Below are 16469 nucleotides of genomic sequence, written 5' to 3' on the forward strand. Positions count from 1 at the left end.
ATGGGTCCTCGTGGACACCGTGACCGACCCCGACGACACCCCCGGCACCTCCCTCAGCCGCACCCGTTACCTGGCCGGGGCGGCGCTGTGGGTGCTCACACTGCAGTTCTTCGTCGTCGAGGCGGTCGCGGTGGCCCGGTTCGGCGGGTACAGCCGCATCGACCAGGCGATCAGCGACCTGGGCACCGACCTGTCCCCCGCCGCCGGGCTGATGAACGCCTCGTTCGTCGCCCAGGCCGTGCTGGTCGTGGGTGGTGCGGTGCTGCTGCACCCCGCCCTGGTCGGGCTGGGCGGTCGGCTGTCGCTCGTGCTGCTCACCGCGGCCGGGGCCGGGGCGCTGCTGGTCGGGCTGTTCCCCTCCGACGCCGGCGGGGCCACGCACACCATCGGCGCGGTCCTCTACCTGCTGGGCAGCGGCCTGGGGCTGATCGCGCTGGCCTACGGCGTCCGGCCGCGGTCGGAGGCGGTGGGCACGGTGCTCGCGCTGCTGGGGCTCCTCGGGGTCATCGGCACGATCTTCTTCGGCACCGGCGTCACGCAGTTGCTGGGCTACGGGGGGATGGAGCGGGTGGGCGGCTACGTCCTGCCGATCGGGCTGACCGTGGCCGCCGTCCTGCTGGTCCGCCAGCGCGACGACTGGCAGGTCGTCCTCCCCGCGGGGGAGGGTGCACCCCTCACGAGGCGGCAGCGGCGCGAGCTGGAGAAGGCCGAGGCGTTCGACCGCGCCCGGGAGCGCGACGAGGCCCTGGAGGCGCACGCCCGCAGGCAGGCGGCCGGCTCCGGGCCCGCCGACGACGAGGACGAGCCCTTCGACGAGGAGGCCGCCTGGCGCACCCCGCGTCAGCGCTGAGCGACCACCCGGCCGGCCCGCACCACGGCGCGGGGCGCGGCGTGCCGGGCCAGCAGGTCGACCGTGCGGGTGGCGTCGTGCACCAGCAGGTCGCCGGGGCCACCCACCCGCAGGCCGAAGTCGGTGAGCCCGAGCACCCGGGCCGCCGAGGTCGTCACCAGGTCGACGAGGGTCTCCAGGTCGGCCGCTGACCGCATCTCCAGCAGGTGCGCGGCGAGGAAGGCCACCTCGAGCAGGTCGTGCCGACCGAAGGGGTAGTAGGCGTCCTCGACGTCGTCCTGGCCGAGCGCGACGGCCAGGCCCTCGGCCACCAGCCGGCGCACCGGCAGGGCGCGACCGCCGGTGTGCGGGTCGCTGACCAGGCCCAGCCCGGCCGCGTGCGCCTGGGCGACCACGGTGGCGAGCGCGTCGTCGTCGTAGCTGCCCAGCGCCCGGGCGTGGCAGGCCACCCCGCGCCCGACGAGGCCGTGCTCGACCATCGCCTCGGCGAGCATCCCGGTGGTGCGGTACCCCGGGTCCGGGCTGTCGTCGGTGAGCATCGCGACCCGGAGACCACGCCGGGCGGCCAGCGCGCAGGCCCACTGCACGTGCGCCCGCTGGTCGGCCTCGCCGTCCTCGATCCACGGGATGCCGCCGACCACGTCGGCCCCGAGGTCGAGCGCGGCCGTCACGAGGTCGGCGGTGCCGGGGTCGCGCAGCACGCCGTCCTGCGGGAAGGCGACGACGGAGACGTCGACGACGCCGGCGAACTCCTCGCGGGCGGCCAGCACCGCCTCCATCCCGACCAGCCCGGCCGCGGAGTCGACGTCCACGAAGGCCTGCACGTGCAGCACCCCGTGCTCGACACCCAGCGCCAGCACCTCGCGCACGCCCGGCAGCAGCAGGTCCACCGACCAGTGCGCCTTGACCGCGCTGGCCAGGTCGATGCTCGCGGCCGACTCGGCCATGCCCCCGGCGGTGTAGGCGGTCAGCGCGGCCTCACCGGCCAGGGGCAGCGTGCGCACCTTGTCCAGGTGCAGGTGGGCATCGACGCACGGCTCGGTGACCAGCCCACCGTCGGCGTCGACCACCGGGAGGTCCGCGGGGCGGGCCAGCTTACCGACCGGGGCGAGCGCGGCGACCCGGCCACCGCGCACGTGGACGTCGACGACGCGGCCGTCGCGCAGGCGGGCACCGGTCACCAGGAGGTCGCTCATGCCGCCCTTCTACCGGACCCGTGTGACGGGCCCGTGGCAGGCTGCCCCCGTGGGCAGCAGCGACGCGGCGCCGGCACGGACCGCGCTCCGGCGAGCAGCAGCCCTGGGCCCCTTCTGCGCGGTGGACGCCGACCCCGGGCCCGGAGCGGTCGACCTCCGCGACGGCGACCGGCTGCTCGACGCCCGCACCGCCGCGGTCGCCGCCGTCCTGGGACCCGCCGCCGGCCGCCGCGAGGTGCACTCGCTGGTGCACCTCGGGGTGGTCGCCCGGGTGCTCTCCCCCGCCCTCGCCGCCGCCCTGGTGGCCGCGGTGCTGCCCGTCCCCGGGTCGGTGCTGCTGCAGCCGGTCGGCAGCAACCCCGTGCCGATGACCTGGTCGGGGGTGCGGGGGGTCGACGTCGCGGTACCGGGCGAGGTCGCCGCGGCCCTGGTCGAGCACTGGCTGGTGCCGCTGGTCGGTCCGTGGAGCGACGCGGTGGCCGCCCGGTCGGTGTCCCGGCGGGCGCTCACCGGCAACGTCGTGTCCGCGCTGCACGGGACCGCCGTCGTGGTCGCGGGTGCGCGGCCCGACCTGGCCGCACCGGCGCGTGCCGTGCTCGACGCCCTGCTCGCGCACGGACCGCTGGTGGGCACCGGCGGCTGGCGGCCCGACGGCAGCTTCGCGCGCCGGTCGTGCTGCATGCTGCACCGGCTGCCCGCCGCGGTGCCGTGCGCCGACTGCGTGCTGGTCGGCGCACCCGCCTGACCGCCCCGCGCACCGTGGACGGCGGCCCGGGCTCAGTGGGCCAGGGCCTCCAGCCCGTCGTCGAGGAAGGACAGGCCCGTGGCCTCCACCGGGGGACGGTGCGCCTGGTCCAGCCCGCGCATGCGGGCCGCGTGCAGCGCCAGCAGCAGGTTCAGCCGCAGCGTCGGGTCGGAGGTGAAGGGCCCGAGCATCCGCTCGAGCTTGCCGATGCGGTAGCGCATCGTGTTGTAGTGGAAGTGCAGCCGCCGAGCCGACTCCGCCACGTTCAGGTTGGTCTCCAGCAGCACCCGCAACGTGTCGCGCAGGTCGGCGGAGTCGGGGTCGGCGGCATCGGCCAGCGGGCCGAGCACCTCGTCGACGTAGGAGCGCAGCTCGGTCGAGTCCGGGATCAGCGACAGCAGCCGGAACACCCCCAGCTGGTCGAAGTGCGTGACGGTGGCCTCGCCGTGGATCTCCTGCCCGACCTGCAGCGCGCGCTGGGCCTGCTGGTGGGCCTCCCCCAGCCCGGACAGCACCGCCGCGGGACGGCCGATGCCGGTGGCCAGCACCCGCCCCACCCGGCGCAGCCGCGCGTTCACCCGGCCGGTCACCGCGGCGACCAGGGAGGTCAGCTCCTCGGGGGTGCGTCCGTCCAGCGGCAGCACGGTGACGATCTCGGTGGCCAGACCGGCGACCGCCGCCCCGGCCACCTCGCCGTCGATCGCGGCCCGCCAGCCGTCGGCCAGCCGGTCCAGGACGTCGAGGGCCCGCGTGGGGTCGGCGGCGGCGTCGGCCACCGTCTCGGTGGCGGTGACCAGGACGACGACCGGCCCGTCGAGGCGCCACCCGAAGGAACGCGTGTAGGCCAGGGCCCGCTCGGTGTGCCCGACGGTGCCGCTGACCAGCCGACGCACCATGTCGCCCTGGAAGCGCAGCTCGACCGAGTGCACGGCCTGGTGGCGGATCTCCGACAGCGCGGCGATGACCGCGCCGCGCTCGAGGACGGCGCCGGCGCCCACCCGCATGGGGCCGTGCCGGTTGACCGCGACCAGCCACCCGTGCCGCTGGTCGCCGGCCATGATCGGGGCCACGGCGTACTCCCCGACGCCACCGGGCAGCTCGTGGTGGCCCGGGACGAGCAGGATGCCGTCGGCCGGGGACAGGTCGGCGTCGGCCAGGACGTCGGCCGGGGTGACGATCGCCTGGTCGGCCCGGCTCTCGGACAGGCGCCGGGCGGTGGGGAGGTCGGACCAGGCGTCGTCGGCGGCGGCGTCGAGCAGCCACAACCAGTCGCGCACCTCGGCCACGTCGTCGGGCGGGCCGGCGCTGGTGGCGATCTCGCGGTCGGGGCCCAGGCCCAGCACGGCGGCCCCGTCGAGGAAGGTGGCCGCCTGCGCGGTGACCTCGGTCAGCCCGCCACCGGTGAGCGCGACGTCGATGAACTGGTTGTGCATGCGGTCGGCCAGGCTCAGCGCCTGCGCCTGCTTGGCGACGATCGCGCCGAACACCTCGGCCACCACCAGGTCCAACCGCGAGGAGCGCGGCAGGGCGACGACCGGGAACCCGCGCCGGTCGGCCTCGTAGCGCACCTCGGCCGGGACGGCGGGCGGCCCGTCGGAGTCCCGGTAGGCCAGCGCGGCGGTGCCCAGCGCGGTGAGCCGCTCGATGAGCGCGCGGCACTGCGCGGGGTCGGCCGGCGGCAGCCGGGCGCCGAGCACGACGAGGACGTCGGGGCCCGCGCCGGCGAGGGGGTCGGCCGGGTCGTCCACGACCACCTGCCGGACCAGGCGACCGGCACCCGCCGAACCCGCGACGAGGGTGCCGTCGGTGAGCGCCAGCAGCTGGGTGACCGACAGCCCCATGCTGTCCTCGAGGGCGGTGCGCTCGGTCGGGGCGACCCGCGACAGGGCCGGCTCCGACCTCGGCGCGAGCTGACGCAGCGGAGCCGTCCGGCCACCGTCCGCAATCTGGGTCACCGGAACATCGCGCTCAGTCACCGTGTCGTCCCCCACGTCGTTCGATCCCCCGACCTTCGACACGGATTCTGTCAGAGTCACCCGGGCGCTGCTCACCATTCTTGGCTACATACGCCATACGGAGGCCCCCGACGCGCCGCATAGGTTCGGGGTGCGCCCGGTACCGCTCCGCACGGTACCGGGGGACGGCGGTCCAGGGGACGACCGCCGGCACCTCGGGAGGAACACATGCGCACCGCCGAACCGCAGCCCGCCGTCCAGGGCCGTGCCGCCCGCCTGGGGGTGCCCACCATCCCGCTGCCACCCGACCCCGCCCGGGCCGCCCAGCGCAGCGCACGCCGGCTCGCGCACGGCACCCCGGCCGGGCCGGCCGTCCCCGCGGCGGCCAGCACCGGTGTCGCCGAGCTCCTGCGCGGCCCCGCCCGGCCGGCCACCGTGCTGCTGTCGGTGCCCGCCGCGGTCTACCTGGCCGTGCCCACCCCGCAGGGCGTCGACGTCGTGGGCGTGCTCACCGCCGACGCCGCCCGGCTGCCACTGGGGCTGGTGCTGTCCCGCCCGGCCAACGGTCGCCCCCTCGTCTCGGTGCCCTCCGGCGCCCCGGGCACGGTCGGTGGTGGCCGGGTGTCCGTCGGCGACCTCAGCGTGTCGGCCGCGGCCTGGTGGGACCCCCGGCCCCGGCTGCCCGGGACCCGGCCCGCGCTCCTGCCCGAGGGCGTCCGCACGCTGCGCACGGTGCTCTACGGCGACGGCCCGCACAGCTCGTTCACCCTCCCCGGCTTCCCCGGGGGGCCCAGCGGCCCGCTGGCCGCGCTCCGCGGGGCCGTGCGCCGGGCCGACCTCGACGCCGCGCTGCGCACCGCCACCCGGCTGGTGGGGCTGGGGCCCGGGCTCACCCCGGCCGGGGACGACGTGCTGGCCGGCTGCGTGGCCGGGCTGGTCCTGCTGGGGCACCCCGCCGCCGAGCGGTTCGGGGCCGGGGTGCACGCCCTGGCCGCGGGGCGCACAACCGAACTGTCGCGGGCGCTGCTCAAGCACGCCGCCGCCGGCCGGGTCAGCGGCGAGTTCGCCGCCGTCGTCCGGGCCCTGGTGGGCCAGGGCGACCTCGACGCCGCCCTGGCCACCCTGCTGGCCACCGGGTCGACCAGCGGTCGCGCGATGACCCTGGGGTTGTGCACCGCGATCGACCTCGCCGAGCGGACCACCCGCACCCGCTGACCGCGGGTGCGGGTGGTCGGCCCGGCCCGACCGGTCGCGGCACCGGGCCCCGGCGTCAGATGCGGCAGGCGTGGATCGACGTCACCAGGATGGCGCGGGCGCCGAGCTCCCACAGCTCGTCCATCAGCCGGTTGGTGTCGGTCTGCGGCACCATCGCCCGCACCGCCGACCAGCCCGGTGTCTGCAGCCGGCTCACCGTCGGGCCCTCCAGGCCGGGGGTGATGGCGGTGGCCTTCTCCAGCAGGTCGTCGGGGCAGTCGTAGTCGAGCATCACGTACTGCCGGGCGACCAGGACCCCGCGCAGGCGGCGCTGCAGCTGGGCCACCGCCGGGTTCTCCTCCGCGCCGGCGCGGCGCACCAGGATGGCCTCGCTGGTGAGCACGGGGTCGCCGATGACGTGCAGGCCCGCCTGGCGCAGCGTCGTCCCGGTCTCCACGACGTCGCACACCGCGTCGGCGACGCCCAGCCGGCAGGCGGTCTCGACGGCGCCGTCGAGCTTGACCACGGCGGCGTCGATCCCAGACTCGGTGAGGAACTTCTCCAGCAGCACCGGGTAGGCGGTGGCGATGCGGGTGCCGGCCAGGTCGGCGACGGACTCGATGCCCGACCCGGTGGGGCTGGCGAACCGGAAGGAGGACCGGCCGAAGCCGAGCGCCATGACCTCCTCGGCCGGCGACTCGGTCTCCGGCGGGGTGGTCTCCTGCAGCATGTCGCGGCCGGTGATGCCGACGTCGAGGGTGCCGGCGGCCACGTAGACGGCGATGTCGCGGGGTCGCAGGTAGAAGAACTCGGTGTCGGAGTCGGGGTCGTACACCGCGAGGTCCTTCGTGCTGCGCCGCTGCCGGTAACCGCTCTCGGAGAGCATCTCGGCGGCCGGCTCGGAGAGGACGCCCTTGTTGGGGACGGCGACGCGCAGCACGGGGTTGCTCCTGGTCATGGGTTGGTGGTCATAGGTGGGTGTACACGTCCTCCAGGCTCAGCCCCTTGGCGAGCATGAGGGCTTGGGTCCAGTAGAGGAGCTGGCTGATCTCCTCGGCGGCGCGGTCGGGGCCCTCGTGCTCGGCGGCCATCCAGCTCTCGGCCGCCTCCTCGACCAGCTTCTTGCCCACCGTGTGCACCCCGGCCTGCACCGCCGCGACGGTGCCCGAGGCCGGGTCACCGGCGGCGACCTTGGCCTGCAGCTGGGCGAACAGCTCGTCGAAGGTGGTGCTCACCCGAGACCGAACCCGATGTCGGACTTGGGGTTGCGCAGCCCGCGCAGGGTCACCGCGGTGTCCAGGGCGGCGACGGTGGCCTCCCAGCCCTTGTCCTCGGCGGAGTCCTCCAGGCCGGCCCGGTCGCGGGCCTGGCCCTCGCCCTCGGTGGTGAGGACGCCGTTGCCGATGGGCACGCCGGTGTCCAGGGACACCCGGGTGAGGCCGGCGGTGAAGGCGTCGCAGACGTACTCGAAGTGCGGCGTGCCGCCGCGGATGACGACGCCGAGGGCCACGACGGCGTCGTGGTCGGCGGCCAGCGCCTGCGCCACCACGGGCAGCTCCAGCGCCCCGCTGACCCGCACCACGGTGGGGTCGACGACCCCCATCTCGCGCGCGCAGGCCAGGGCCCGGTCGAGCAGGGAGTCGCAGATGACGTGGTGCCAGCGGGCCGCGACGATGCCCAGCCGCACCCCCGTCGCGTCGACCTTCTGCGCGCCCGGTGCCCCGCTGCCGCTCATGACTGCCTCCCGTGTGTGCTGCTCACTGGTCCTGCTCGGGTACCCGGATCGGTGTGCTCGTGCCGACCGGCACCGGGACGTCCTCGCCCGGGTCGACGATGTCGAGGATGTGGCCCATGCGGTCGCGCTTGGTCCGCAGGTAGCCGATGTTCTCCGGCGTCACGTGGGTGGGCAGGCCCACCCGGCCGGTGATGCGCAGACCGTAGCCCTCCAGCCCGGCCCGCTTGGCCGGGTTGTTGGTCAGCAACCGCATGGAGCGCACCCCGAGGTCGACCAGGATCTGCGCGCCGGTGCCGTAGTCGCGGGCATCGGCGGGCAGGCCGAGGTCGAGGTTGGCGTCGACGGTGTCGACCCCGGCGTCCTGCAGCTGGTAGGCCTGCAGCTTGTGCAGCAGGCCGATGCCGCGGCCCTCGTGGCCGCGGATGTACAGCACCACCCCGCGCCCCTCCTGCGCGACCGCGGCCAGCGCCGCGTTCAGCTGCGGCCCGCAGTCGCACCGCAGGGAGCCGAAGACGTCGCCGGTGAGGCACTCGGAGTGCACCCGCACCAGGACGTCCTCGCCGTCGCCGATGTCGCCGTAGACGAACGCCACGTGCTCCCGGTCGTCGTAGGAGCTGGAGTAGCCCACCGCGGTGAACAGGCCCGGCGGCAGCGGCACCTGGGCCTCGGCGACCCGCTCGACCAGCTTGTCGAAGCGCTTGCGGTAGGCGATGAGGTCGGCGATCGAGCACATCACGAGGTCGTGCTCGTCGGCGAACACCCGCAGCTCGTCGGTGCGGGCCATGCCGATCGGGTCCTTCTCGCTGACCAGCTCGCACAGCACGCCCGAGGGCCGCAGCCCGGCGAGCACCGCGAGGTCGACGGCGGCCTCGGTGTGGCCGGGCCGGCGCAGGACGCCGCCGTCGCGGGCCCGCAGCGGGACGACGTGGCCCGGGCGGGAGAGGTCGGCGCTCGAGGTGTCGGCGGCGGCCAGCAGCCGGATGGTGTGCGCCCGGTCGGTGGCCGAGATGCCGGTGCCGATGCCCTCGCGGGCGTCGACGGTGACCGTGTAGGCCGTGCCGCGGCGGTCCTGGTTGACCCGGAACATCGGCGGCAGGTCGAGCCGGTCGGCGTCCTCCTCGGTGACGGCGACGCAGATGTAGCCCGAGGTGTAGCGGACCATGAAGGCCACCAGCTCCGGCGTCGCCAGCTCGGCGGCGAAGATGAGGTCGCCCTCGTTCTCGCGGTCCTCGTCGTCGATGACCACGACCGGCCGGCCGGATTTGACCGCCGCGATCGCGTCCTCGATGGAGTCCAGCCGCTGCCCGCTCACGAGCGTGCCCCCAGCAGACGTTCGACGTACTTGGCGATGACGTCCACCTCCAGGTTGACCGGGTCACCGGCCGCGCGGGTGCCCAGGGTGGTCTCGCGCAGCGTGGTGGGGATGAGGGAGACCTCGAGCCACGGCTGCGGGTCGTCGGCCGCCGAGCAGGCGCTCACGGTGAGGGAGACGCCGTCGACGGTGATCGAGCCCTTCTCCACGACGTAGCGGGCGATGCCCTCGGGCAGGCCGACGCGCACCACGGTCCAGTGCTCGGACGGCGTCACCGACACGACGGTGCCGACGCCGTCGACGTGGCCCTGCACGATGTGCCCGCCCAGCCGGGTGCCGGCGGTGACCGCGCGCTCGAGGTTGACCGGGTCGCCGGTGGTCAGCGCCCCCAGGCTGCTGCGGCGCAGCGTCTCGGCCATGACGTCGGTGCTCCACACGCCGCCCTCGACGGCGGTGACGGTCAGGCACACGCCGTTGACCGCGATGGAGTCGCCCAGGGCGACCCCCTCCAGGGTCGTGCTGCCGCGCAGCTGCAGGCGGGCGGAGTCGCCCTGGTCGTCGCGGACGACGAGGGTGCCGACCTCCTCCACGATGCCGGTGAACATCAGCTGGTCGTCTCCTCGGGTTGCGGTGCGCCACCAGTGTGCCGGGTGGGACGGAAGCGGAGCTGCACGTCCCTCCCCAGCGGGGTGACGTCCAGGGGTGTGAGCTGCAGCGCCGCAGCCATCGTGCTGATTCCCAGGTCGCCCACCAGCGACGGGCCGGCGCCCAGCAGCTGGGGGGCCAGGTGCACGACGACCTCGTCGACCAGGCCCGCGGTCAGGAACGCCGCGGCCAGGGTCGGCCCGCCCTCCAGCAGCACCCGGCGGACGTCGCGGTCGAACAGCTCGGCCAGCAGCGCGGCCGGGCCCGCGGCGCTCGACAGGTGGGTGGGGGCCGCGCCGTCCCGCACCCGGGCGGTCGCCGGCACCCGGCCGCGGCGGTCCAGCACCACGCGCAGCGGCTGCCGGTCGGCGTCGGCTCCGGTGGCGTCGCGGACGGTGAGCTGGGGGTCGTCGACGAGCACGGTGCCCGACCCCACGAGGACGGCGTCGCAGGTGGCGCGCAGCCGGTGCACCTCGGCGCGGGCGTCCGGGCCGGTGATCCAGCGGCTGGTGCCGTCCGTGGCCGCGACCCGTCCGTCGAGGGTGGTGGCGACCTTCCACACGACCTGGGGCCGGTGGTCGCGGACGCCGAGCAGCCAGGGCGCCAGCGCGCCCTCGGCGGCCTCGGCCCGCTCCGCGCCGAGGACGACGTCGACGCCCGCCGCCCGCAACCGCTCGGCACCGCCGGCGGCCAGCCCGGTGGGCTCGGGGACGGCGACGACGACGCGGGTGACGCTCGCCGCCAGCAGCGCCTCGCTGCACGGCCCGGTGCGGCCGGTGTGGTCGCACGGCTCGAGGGTGACGACGGCGGTGCCGCCGCGGGCACGCTCGCCCGCCTGCGCCAGAGCGACCACCTCGGCGTGCGCGCCGCCAGGGGGCTGCGTCGCGCCCTCGCCGACGACCCGGCCGGCGGTGTCGAGCACGACGGCGCCGACCGCCGGGTTGGGGCTGGTACGGCCCAGCGCCGACCAGCCGAGCTCCCGCGCCCGGGCCATCGCGGCCCGTTCGACCGGGTCGATCACGCGGCGGGGAACGCGCGGGCGGCCTGCGCGCGCAAGGAGGCGATCGCCGCGGAGGGGTCATCGGCGCCGTAGACCGCGGAGCCGGCGACGAACATGTCCACCCCGGCCTCGGCGGCGGCCTCGATGGTGTCGGCGTTGATGCCGCCGTCGATCTCCACCAGCAGCTCGAGGTGCCCGGTGTCGACCAGGCGGCGGGCCTCGCGCACCTTGTCCAGCACCTCGGGCATGAACGACTGGCCGCCGAAACCGGGCTCGACGCTCATCACCAGCAGGGTGTCAAAGTCGCGCAGCACCTCGACGTACTGCTCGAGCGGCGTGCCCGGCTTGATCGCGAGCCCGGCCTTGGCCCCGGCGGCGCGGAGGTCCTTCGCCAGGTCGCGGGGGTCGCCCGTGCAGGCCTCGGCGTGCACGGTGACGTTGTGCGCGCCCAGCTCGGCGTAGGCCGGCGCCCACCGCTCGGGGTCGGTGATCATCAGGTGGCAGTCCAGCGGTACCGGGCTGACGGCCTGGATGGCCTTCACCACGGGCTCGCCGAGGGTCAGGTTGGGCACGAAGTGGGCGTCCATCACGTCGACGTGCACCCAGTCGGCGTCGGCGATGCGCGCGGTCTCCTCCGCCAGCCGGGCGAAGTCGGCGGACAGCAGGCTGGGCGCGATCATCGGGCGGCGGGGCACCCGGTGATCCTAGGTGCGGGCCCGGATCACGACCCCGCCCGGTGCGCCGTCCAGGCCCGGTCCACCGCGGCCAGCGCCGTCGGGTCGGTCAGCGAGGTGGTGTCGCCGCCACCGCGGCCGGCCGTCAGGTCGGCCACCAGGCGGCGCATGATCTTGCCCGACCGGGTCTTGGGCAGGTCGCTCACCACCACCACCTCGCGGGGCTTGGCCACCGCGCCCACCCGGGCGGCCACGTGCGCGCGCAGCTCCTCGGCCAGCCCGCCGTCGTCGACGTCCCCCTCCGCGGTGGGCACGGCCCGGGGGATGACGAAGGCGACGATGCGCTGGCCGGTGACGTCGTCGGGCGCGCCGACCACCGCGGCCTCGGCCACGCGGGGGTGGGAGACGAGCGCCGACTCCAGCTCGATGCTGCTCAGCCGGTGCCCCGAGACGTTGAGGACGTCGTCGATGCGCCCGCCGATCCACACGTACCTGTCGGCGTCGCGGGAGGCGGAGTCGCCGGCCAGGTACCACCCCTGCTCGGCGTAGGGCGCCCAGTACGAGCGCACGAAGCGGTCGTGGTCGCCCCACACGGTGCGGGCCATGCCCGGCCAGGGTGCGGTGATCACCAGGTTGCCCTCGACCCCCGGCGGGGTCTCGGCGCCCGCGTCGTCGACCACCGCGACGGCGCACCCCGGCACCGGGAGGGTGGCCGAGCCCGGCTTGAGCGGGGTCACCCCCGGCAGCGGCGCGACGACGGCGGCGCCGGTCTCGGACTGCCACCAGGTGTCCACCACTGGGCAGCGGCCGCCCCCGACGTGCTCGTGCAGCCACCACCACGCCTCGGGGTTGATCGCCTCGCCCACGGAGCCCAGCAGGCGCAGTGAGGTCAGGTCGTAGCCCGCGGGCAGCTCGGGCCCGTGCTTCATGAACGTGCGCACCAGGGTCGGGGCCGTGTAGTAGGTGGTCACCCCGTACCGCTCGATGACCTCGAAGTGCCGGCCCGGGTGCGGGGTCAGCGGGCTGCCCTCGTAGACCACCTGGGTGGCACCGTTGGACAGCGGGCCGTAGAGCACGTACGTGTGGGCGGTGACCCAGGCCAGGTCGGCCTGGCACCAGTAGACGTCGTCGTCGCGCAGGTCGAACAGCGCCCAGTGCGTCCAGCTGGCGTGGGTGAGGTAGCCGCCGGTGGTGTGCACCAGCCCCTTGGGCCGACCGGTCGTGCCCGAGGTGTAGACGATGAAGAGCGGGTGCTCGGCGTCGAAGGAGGCCGCCTCGTGCCGGGCGGGCTGGCGCTCGAGCAGGTCGTGCCACCAGACGTCGCGGCCCGCCGTCCAGGGCAGGTCGGTCTCCCCCGTGCGGCGCACGACGAGGACGTGCTCGACGTGGTCGAGGCCGGCCACCGCCTCGTCGACGACCGCCTTCACCGGCACCGCCTGCCCGCGCCGGAACTGCCCGTCGCTGGCCACCACGACCGTCGCGCCGGTGTCGGCGACGCGGAACCGCAGGGCGTCGGCGGAGAACCCGCCGAACACCAGGCTGACCACCGCACCGACGCGGGCGCAGGCCATGGTGGCGACCACCGTCTCGACCAGCACCGGCAGGTAGAGCACCACCCGGTCGCCGGGCCCGACCCCGAGCTCGGTGAGGCCGTGGGCGAGCCGGCAGACCTGCTCGTGCAGCTCGGCGTAGGTGACGGTCCGGCGGTCGCCGGGCTCGCCCTCCCAGTGCAGGGCCACGACGTCACCGCGGCCGGCGGCCAGGTGCCGGTCCAGGCAGTTGACCGCGACGTTGAGCCGGCCACCGGTGAACCACTGCGCGGTCGGCCACCGCGCGTCGTCGAACACCTCGTCCCACGGCCGGTCCCACTGCAGCCGGCCCGCCTGCTCGGCCCAGAACGCGAACGGGTCGGCCGCCGCCCGGTCGTGCAGGCCCGGCCCGACGTTGGCCCGCGCGGCGAACGCGGGCGGCGGGGGGACGACGTCGGGGCGCTCGGTGCGAGGGTGCTGCGGGAGGTCGCTCACCCGGTCATGGTCCGCCGGGCGCCCGCCGTCCCGCGCGTCCACCCGCCCCGTCGTGACCGGGCACACGCGCTCGTGCCCGACGCGCCGCCCGAGGTGGCCGGACAGCCCTGACGGTGTGCGCAGCGGGCAATGGCCGACCAGCGTGCAGGACGTCGGGCCACCCCACCGCCGGGACCCCAGGAGGTCAGCGCAGGCGGCGGAGCAGGGCCACGAACATCGCGTCGGTGCCGTGCCGGTGCGGCCACAGCTGCACCGCGTCCCCGCGGGCGGCGTCGGGCACCCCGGGGAACAGCGGTGGCACCGGCAGCACCTCCACGTCGTCCCGCCCGGCGACCCCGGCAACCACGTCGACGGTCTCGGCGGTGTGCGGCGAGCACGTCACGTAGGCCACCACGCCCCCCGGCCGGACGGCGGCCAGCGCCGCGTCGAGCAGCTCCCACTGCAGCTGCGCCAGCGGGGCGACGTCCTCGGCCGTGCGCCGCCAGCGCACCTCGGGCCGCCGGCGCAGCGCGCCCAGCCCGGTGCACGGCGCGTCCAGCAGCACCCGGTCGAACGAGCCCGGCGCCCACGGCCCGGTGCGCCCGTCGGCGACCCGGACGTCGACGTCCTCGGCGTCCCGCAGCGCCGAGGCGACCAGCCCGACCCGGTGCTCGGACCGGTCGGCGGCGGTGAGCCGCACGCCCGCGGGCCGGACGGCGGCCAGCAGCGCCGCCTTGCCCCCCGGCCCGGCGCACATGTCCAGCCACGCGGAGTCCGGACCCTCCAGCGGAGCGCGCACCAGGGCCAGCGCGGCGACCTGCGAGCCCTCGTCCTGCACACCGGCCGCGCCCGACCGGACCTCGGGCAGCAGGCCGGGGTCCCCGCCCTCCAGCCGCACCGCGTAGGGCGACCAGGGGCCGGGAAGGCCGTCGGAGGAGGCGATGAGCGTCGCCCGGTCGACCGAGCGGGCCACCAGGTGCACCTCGGGGGCCTCGTCATCGGCCAGCAGCGCCGCCTCGAGCTCGGCGTCGGAGCACGGGCCGTCGGTGCTCAGCGCCACGCGCCAGGCGTCGATGATCCACTGCGGGTGGTCGGTGAGCAGCGACAGCCGCTCGTCCCCGGTGACGCCGAGCGCCTCCACCCACGCCGCCCGGTCGCCGCCGGCCGCGACCTTGCGCAGCACCGCGTTCACCAGGCCCGACGCGCCGGTGCCGACGATCGCCCGGGCCAGCGCCACGGTGGTGTCGACCGCGGCGTGCGCCGGCACCCGCAGGTCGAGCACCTGGTAGGCGCCCAACCGCAGCAGGTCCCGCAGCTCGGGCTCGAGCTCGTCCAGCGGCCGGGACACCAGCCCGGCCAGGACCGCGTCCAGGGTGCCCGTGGCCCGCAGCGTGCCGTAGGTCAGCTGGGTGGCGAACGCTGCGTCGCGGGGCGACAGGTCAGCCGCCCGCTCGCGCAGCAGCTGGGGCAGCAGCAGGTTGGCGTAGGCGTCCCGGGAGGAGACCCCGTGCAGGACGTCGTAGGCGGTCAACCGGGCGCCGTCGAGCACCGGGCGCGACCAGCGGCTCTCGGGCCGGTGCTGCTTCGTGCGCGGACCCGCAGGCCGGCCGGTCGGACCACGCCGCGCACCCTGCGCCGGGCGCCGTCCGCCCTGTCCTCGGAACCCGCCCTGCGTCACGCGCCCACCCTCTCGCCGTCCACGGGCCGGGCGCCGCGCGCCCAGTCGGCCGCGGGGAGCATCCTCTTGCCGGCCGGCTGCACCTGGCCCAACCGCACCGAGCCGCGGCCGGTGCCCACCAGCACGCCGCTGGGCCCCACCGACACCTGCCCGGGCTCCAGGCCCAACGAGGTCGGCAGCGGCTCGACCGGGCCCAGGCGCAGGCGGTCGCCGCGCCACGTCGTCCACGCACCCGGGGCGGGGGTGACCCCGCGGACCCGCCGGTCGACCACGTGAGCCGGCAGCGACCAGTCGACAGCGCCGTCGGCGGTCTCCACCTTGGGCGCCAGCGACACGCCCTCGGCGGGCTGCGGCACCGGTTGCAGCGACCCGTCGGCGATGCCGTCGAGGGTGGCCACCAGCAGACCCGCACCGCTCACGGCGAGCCGCTCGAGCAGGTCACCGGCGGTGTCGCGGGGGCCCACGGGCTCGGTGACGACGCCGTACACGGGTCCGGTGTCCAGGCCCTGCTCGAGCCGGAAGGTGGCCGCGCCGGTGACCTCGTCGCCGGCCATGACCGCGTGCTGCACGGGGGCGGCGCCACGCCAGGCCGGCAGCAGCGAGAAGTGCAGGTTCACCCAGCCGTGCGTCGGGATCCCCAGGGCGGCCGGGGGGACCAGCGCACCGTAGGCCACGACCGGCGCGCAGTCGACGCCGAGCGCGGCGAACTGCTCGAGGAAGGCGGGGTCGCGCGGCGACGGCGGCTGCAGCACGGGGATGCCCGCCTCGTCGGCCCGGACGGCGACCGGCGACCGCACCTCGCGGCGGCCCCGCCCGGCGCGGGCGTCGGGCCGGGTGAGCACCGCGACGACCTCGTGGTCGCTGGCCAGCAACGCCTCCAGCGACGGCACGGCGGGCGCCGGCGTACCGGCGAAGAGCAGCTTCAGTGCGGGCTCACCTTCACGACGGGCGCCGGAGTGGGGTCGCCCTGGGGCACCCATGCCTGGTGCCCCTGCCACTCGGCGTCGGCGAGCACCGACAGCGCGGCCTCGCGCGCCTGCGCGTCGAGCCGGTCGACGAACAGGACGCCGTCGAGGTGGTCGGTCTCGTGCTGGATGGCGCGGGCCAGCTTGTGCGAGCCCTCGACCCGGATGGGCTCGCCGTGCATGTCCCACCCGGTGGCCGCGACGTAGAGGTGCCGGCGGCAGTCGAACCGGAAGCCCGGGATCGACAGGCACCCCTCGGCGTCCTCCTCGGTCTCCTCGCCCACCGGCACGACGTCGGGGTTGACCAGGTGGCCGACCTCGCCGTCGACGTACCAGGTGAACACGCGCAGGCCGACGCCGATCTGCGGCGCGGCCAGGCCCGCGCCGCCGGCGGCGTGCATGGTCTCGGTCAGGTCGGTGACCAGCCGGCGCAGCTCGGCGTCGAAGTCGACGACCGGCGCGGCGGGGGTGCGCAGCACGGGGTCGCCCATGATCCGGATCGGGGTGACGCTCACCC

At 76.1% G+C, this 16469-nt stretch carries 16 protein-coding genes; 3 read left to right on the forward strand and 13 right to left on the reverse strand.

Annotation, left to right across the window (positions count from 1 at the left end):
- Positions 1 to 10 precede the first annotated feature (10 nt).
- Positions 11 to 850 carry a DUF998 domain-containing protein gene (locus tag TEK04_RS03810; protein WP_336402986.1) on the forward strand — a complete coding sequence of 280 codons (840 nt, stop codon included), beginning with the start codon at positions 11 to 13 and terminating at the stop codon, positions 848 to 850.
- Here TEK04_RS03810 and TEK04_RS03815 read toward each other — a convergent pair.
- A complete protein-coding gene (locus TEK04_RS03815) occupies positions 841 to 2046 on the reverse strand; it encodes an amidohydrolase family protein (protein WP_336402987.1) in 1206 nt (401 codons plus the stop codon). The two genes, TEK04_RS03810 and TEK04_RS03815, sit on opposite strands and share 10 nt — an antisense overlap.
- Positions 2047 to 2095: 49 nt before the next feature.
- On the opposite strand from TEK04_RS03815, the gene TEK04_RS03820 reads away from it, so the two are divergent.
- A complete protein-coding gene (locus TEK04_RS03820) occupies positions 2096 to 2791 on the forward strand; it encodes a (2Fe-2S)-binding protein (protein ID WP_336402988.1) in 696 nt (231 codons plus the stop codon).
- A 32-nt stretch (positions 2792 to 2823) separates the two neighbouring features.
- Here the strand turns inward: TEK04_RS03820 and TEK04_RS03825 are convergent, their stop codons facing one another.
- A complete protein-coding gene (locus TEK04_RS03825) occupies positions 2824 to 4746 on the reverse strand; it encodes a helix-turn-helix domain-containing protein (RefSeq protein WP_336402989.1) in 1923 nt (640 codons plus the stop codon).
- A gap of 228 nt (positions 4747 to 4974) precedes the next feature.
- Between TEK04_RS03825 and TEK04_RS03830 the strand changes: the two genes are divergently transcribed.
- Positions 4975 to 5961, forward strand: a complete 987-nt coding sequence (locus TEK04_RS03830; protein ID WP_336402990.1) for an oxamate carbamoyltransferase subunit AllH family protein — start codon at positions 4975 to 4977, stop codon at positions 5959 to 5961.
- A gap of 55 nt (positions 5962 to 6016) precedes the next feature.
- On the opposite strand, the gene hisG is transcribed toward TEK04_RS03830, so the two are convergent.
- The 11 genes from hisG to def all read right to left on the reverse strand — a co-directional run bounded on the left by hisG (position 6017) and on the right by def (position 16467).
- On the reverse strand, positions 6017 to 6898 hold the full coding sequence (gene hisG / locus TEK04_RS03835) for an ATP phosphoribosyltransferase (RefSeq protein WP_336402991.1): 882 nt from the start codon (positions 6896 to 6898) through the stop codon (positions 6017 to 6019).
- A gap of 10 nt (positions 6899 to 6908) precedes the next feature.
- Positions 6909 to 7175 carry a phosphoribosyl-ATP diphosphatase gene (locus TEK04_RS03840; RefSeq protein WP_336402992.1) on the reverse strand — a complete coding sequence of 89 codons (267 nt, stop codon included), beginning with the start codon at positions 7173 to 7175 and terminating at the stop codon, positions 6909 to 6911.
- Entirely contained in the window at positions 7172 to 7675 is a 504-nt protein-coding gene (gene ribH / locus TEK04_RS03845) for a 6,7-dimethyl-8-ribityllumazine synthase (RefSeq protein ID WP_336402993.1), read from the reverse strand. Before ribH ends, TEK04_RS03840 begins: the two co-directional genes overlap by 4 nt.
- Before the next feature lie 22 nt (positions 7676 to 7697).
- Positions 7698 to 8987: a bifunctional 3,4-dihydroxy-2-butanone-4-phosphate synthase/GTP cyclohydrolase II gene (locus tag TEK04_RS03850; protein ID WP_336402994.1), complete on the reverse strand. Its 1290-nt coding sequence runs from the start codon at positions 8985 to 8987 to the stop codon at positions 7698 to 7700.
- Positions 8984 to 9592, reverse strand: a complete 609-nt coding sequence (locus tag TEK04_RS03855) for a riboflavin synthase (RefSeq protein WP_336402995.1) — start codon at positions 9590 to 9592, stop codon at positions 8984 to 8986. The genes TEK04_RS03850 and TEK04_RS03855 overlap by 4 nt, the downstream gene beginning before the upstream one ends.
- The gene (ribD, locus tag TEK04_RS03860; RefSeq protein WP_336402996.1) at positions 9592 to 10653 is read right to left on the reverse strand and encodes a bifunctional diaminohydroxyphosphoribosylaminopyrimidine deaminase/5-amino-6-(5-phosphoribosylamino)uracil reductase RibD; all 1062 of its coding nucleotides are present in this window, start codon (positions 10651 to 10653) and stop codon (positions 9592 to 9594) included. Before ribD ends, TEK04_RS03855 begins: the two co-directional genes overlap by 1 nt.
- Positions 10650 to 11327: a ribulose-phosphate 3-epimerase gene (gene rpe / locus TEK04_RS03865; protein ID WP_336402997.1), complete on the reverse strand. Its 678-nt coding sequence runs from the start codon at positions 11325 to 11327 to the stop codon at positions 10650 to 10652. Before rpe ends, ribD begins: the two co-directional genes overlap by 4 nt.
- A 26-nt stretch (positions 11328 to 11353) precedes the next feature.
- Complete coding sequence (acs, locus tag TEK04_RS03870) at positions 11354 to 13330, reverse strand: acetate--CoA ligase (protein WP_336402998.1); 1977 nt, start codon at positions 13328 to 13330, stop codon at positions 11354 to 11356.
- Between the two features lie 184 nt (positions 13331 to 13514).
- Positions 13515 to 14858 carry an RsmB/NOP family class I SAM-dependent RNA methyltransferase gene (locus tag TEK04_RS03875; protein WP_336402999.1) on the reverse strand — a complete coding sequence of 448 codons (1344 nt, stop codon included), beginning with the start codon at positions 14856 to 14858 and terminating at the stop codon, positions 13515 to 13517.
- A gap of 125 nt (positions 14859 to 14983) precedes the next feature.
- Positions 14984 to 15967, reverse strand: coding sequence for a methionyl-tRNA formyltransferase (gene fmt, locus TEK04_RS03880; protein ID WP_336403000.1), 984 nt, complete (start codon positions 15965 to 15967; stop codon positions 14984 to 14986).
- The gene (def, locus tag TEK04_RS03885; protein WP_336403001.1) at positions 15910 to 16467 is read right to left on the reverse strand and encodes a peptide deformylase; all 558 of its coding nucleotides are present in this window, start codon (positions 16465 to 16467) and stop codon (positions 15910 to 15912) included. The genes fmt and def overlap by 58 nt, the downstream gene beginning before the upstream one ends.
- Between the last annotated feature and the right edge of the window lie 2 nt (positions 16468 to 16469).

Source organism: Klenkia sesuvii, from assembly GCF_037083825.1.
Classification (GTDB): Bacteria; Actinomycetota; Actinomycetes; order Mycobacteriales; family Geodermatophilaceae; genus Klenkia; species Klenkia sesuvii.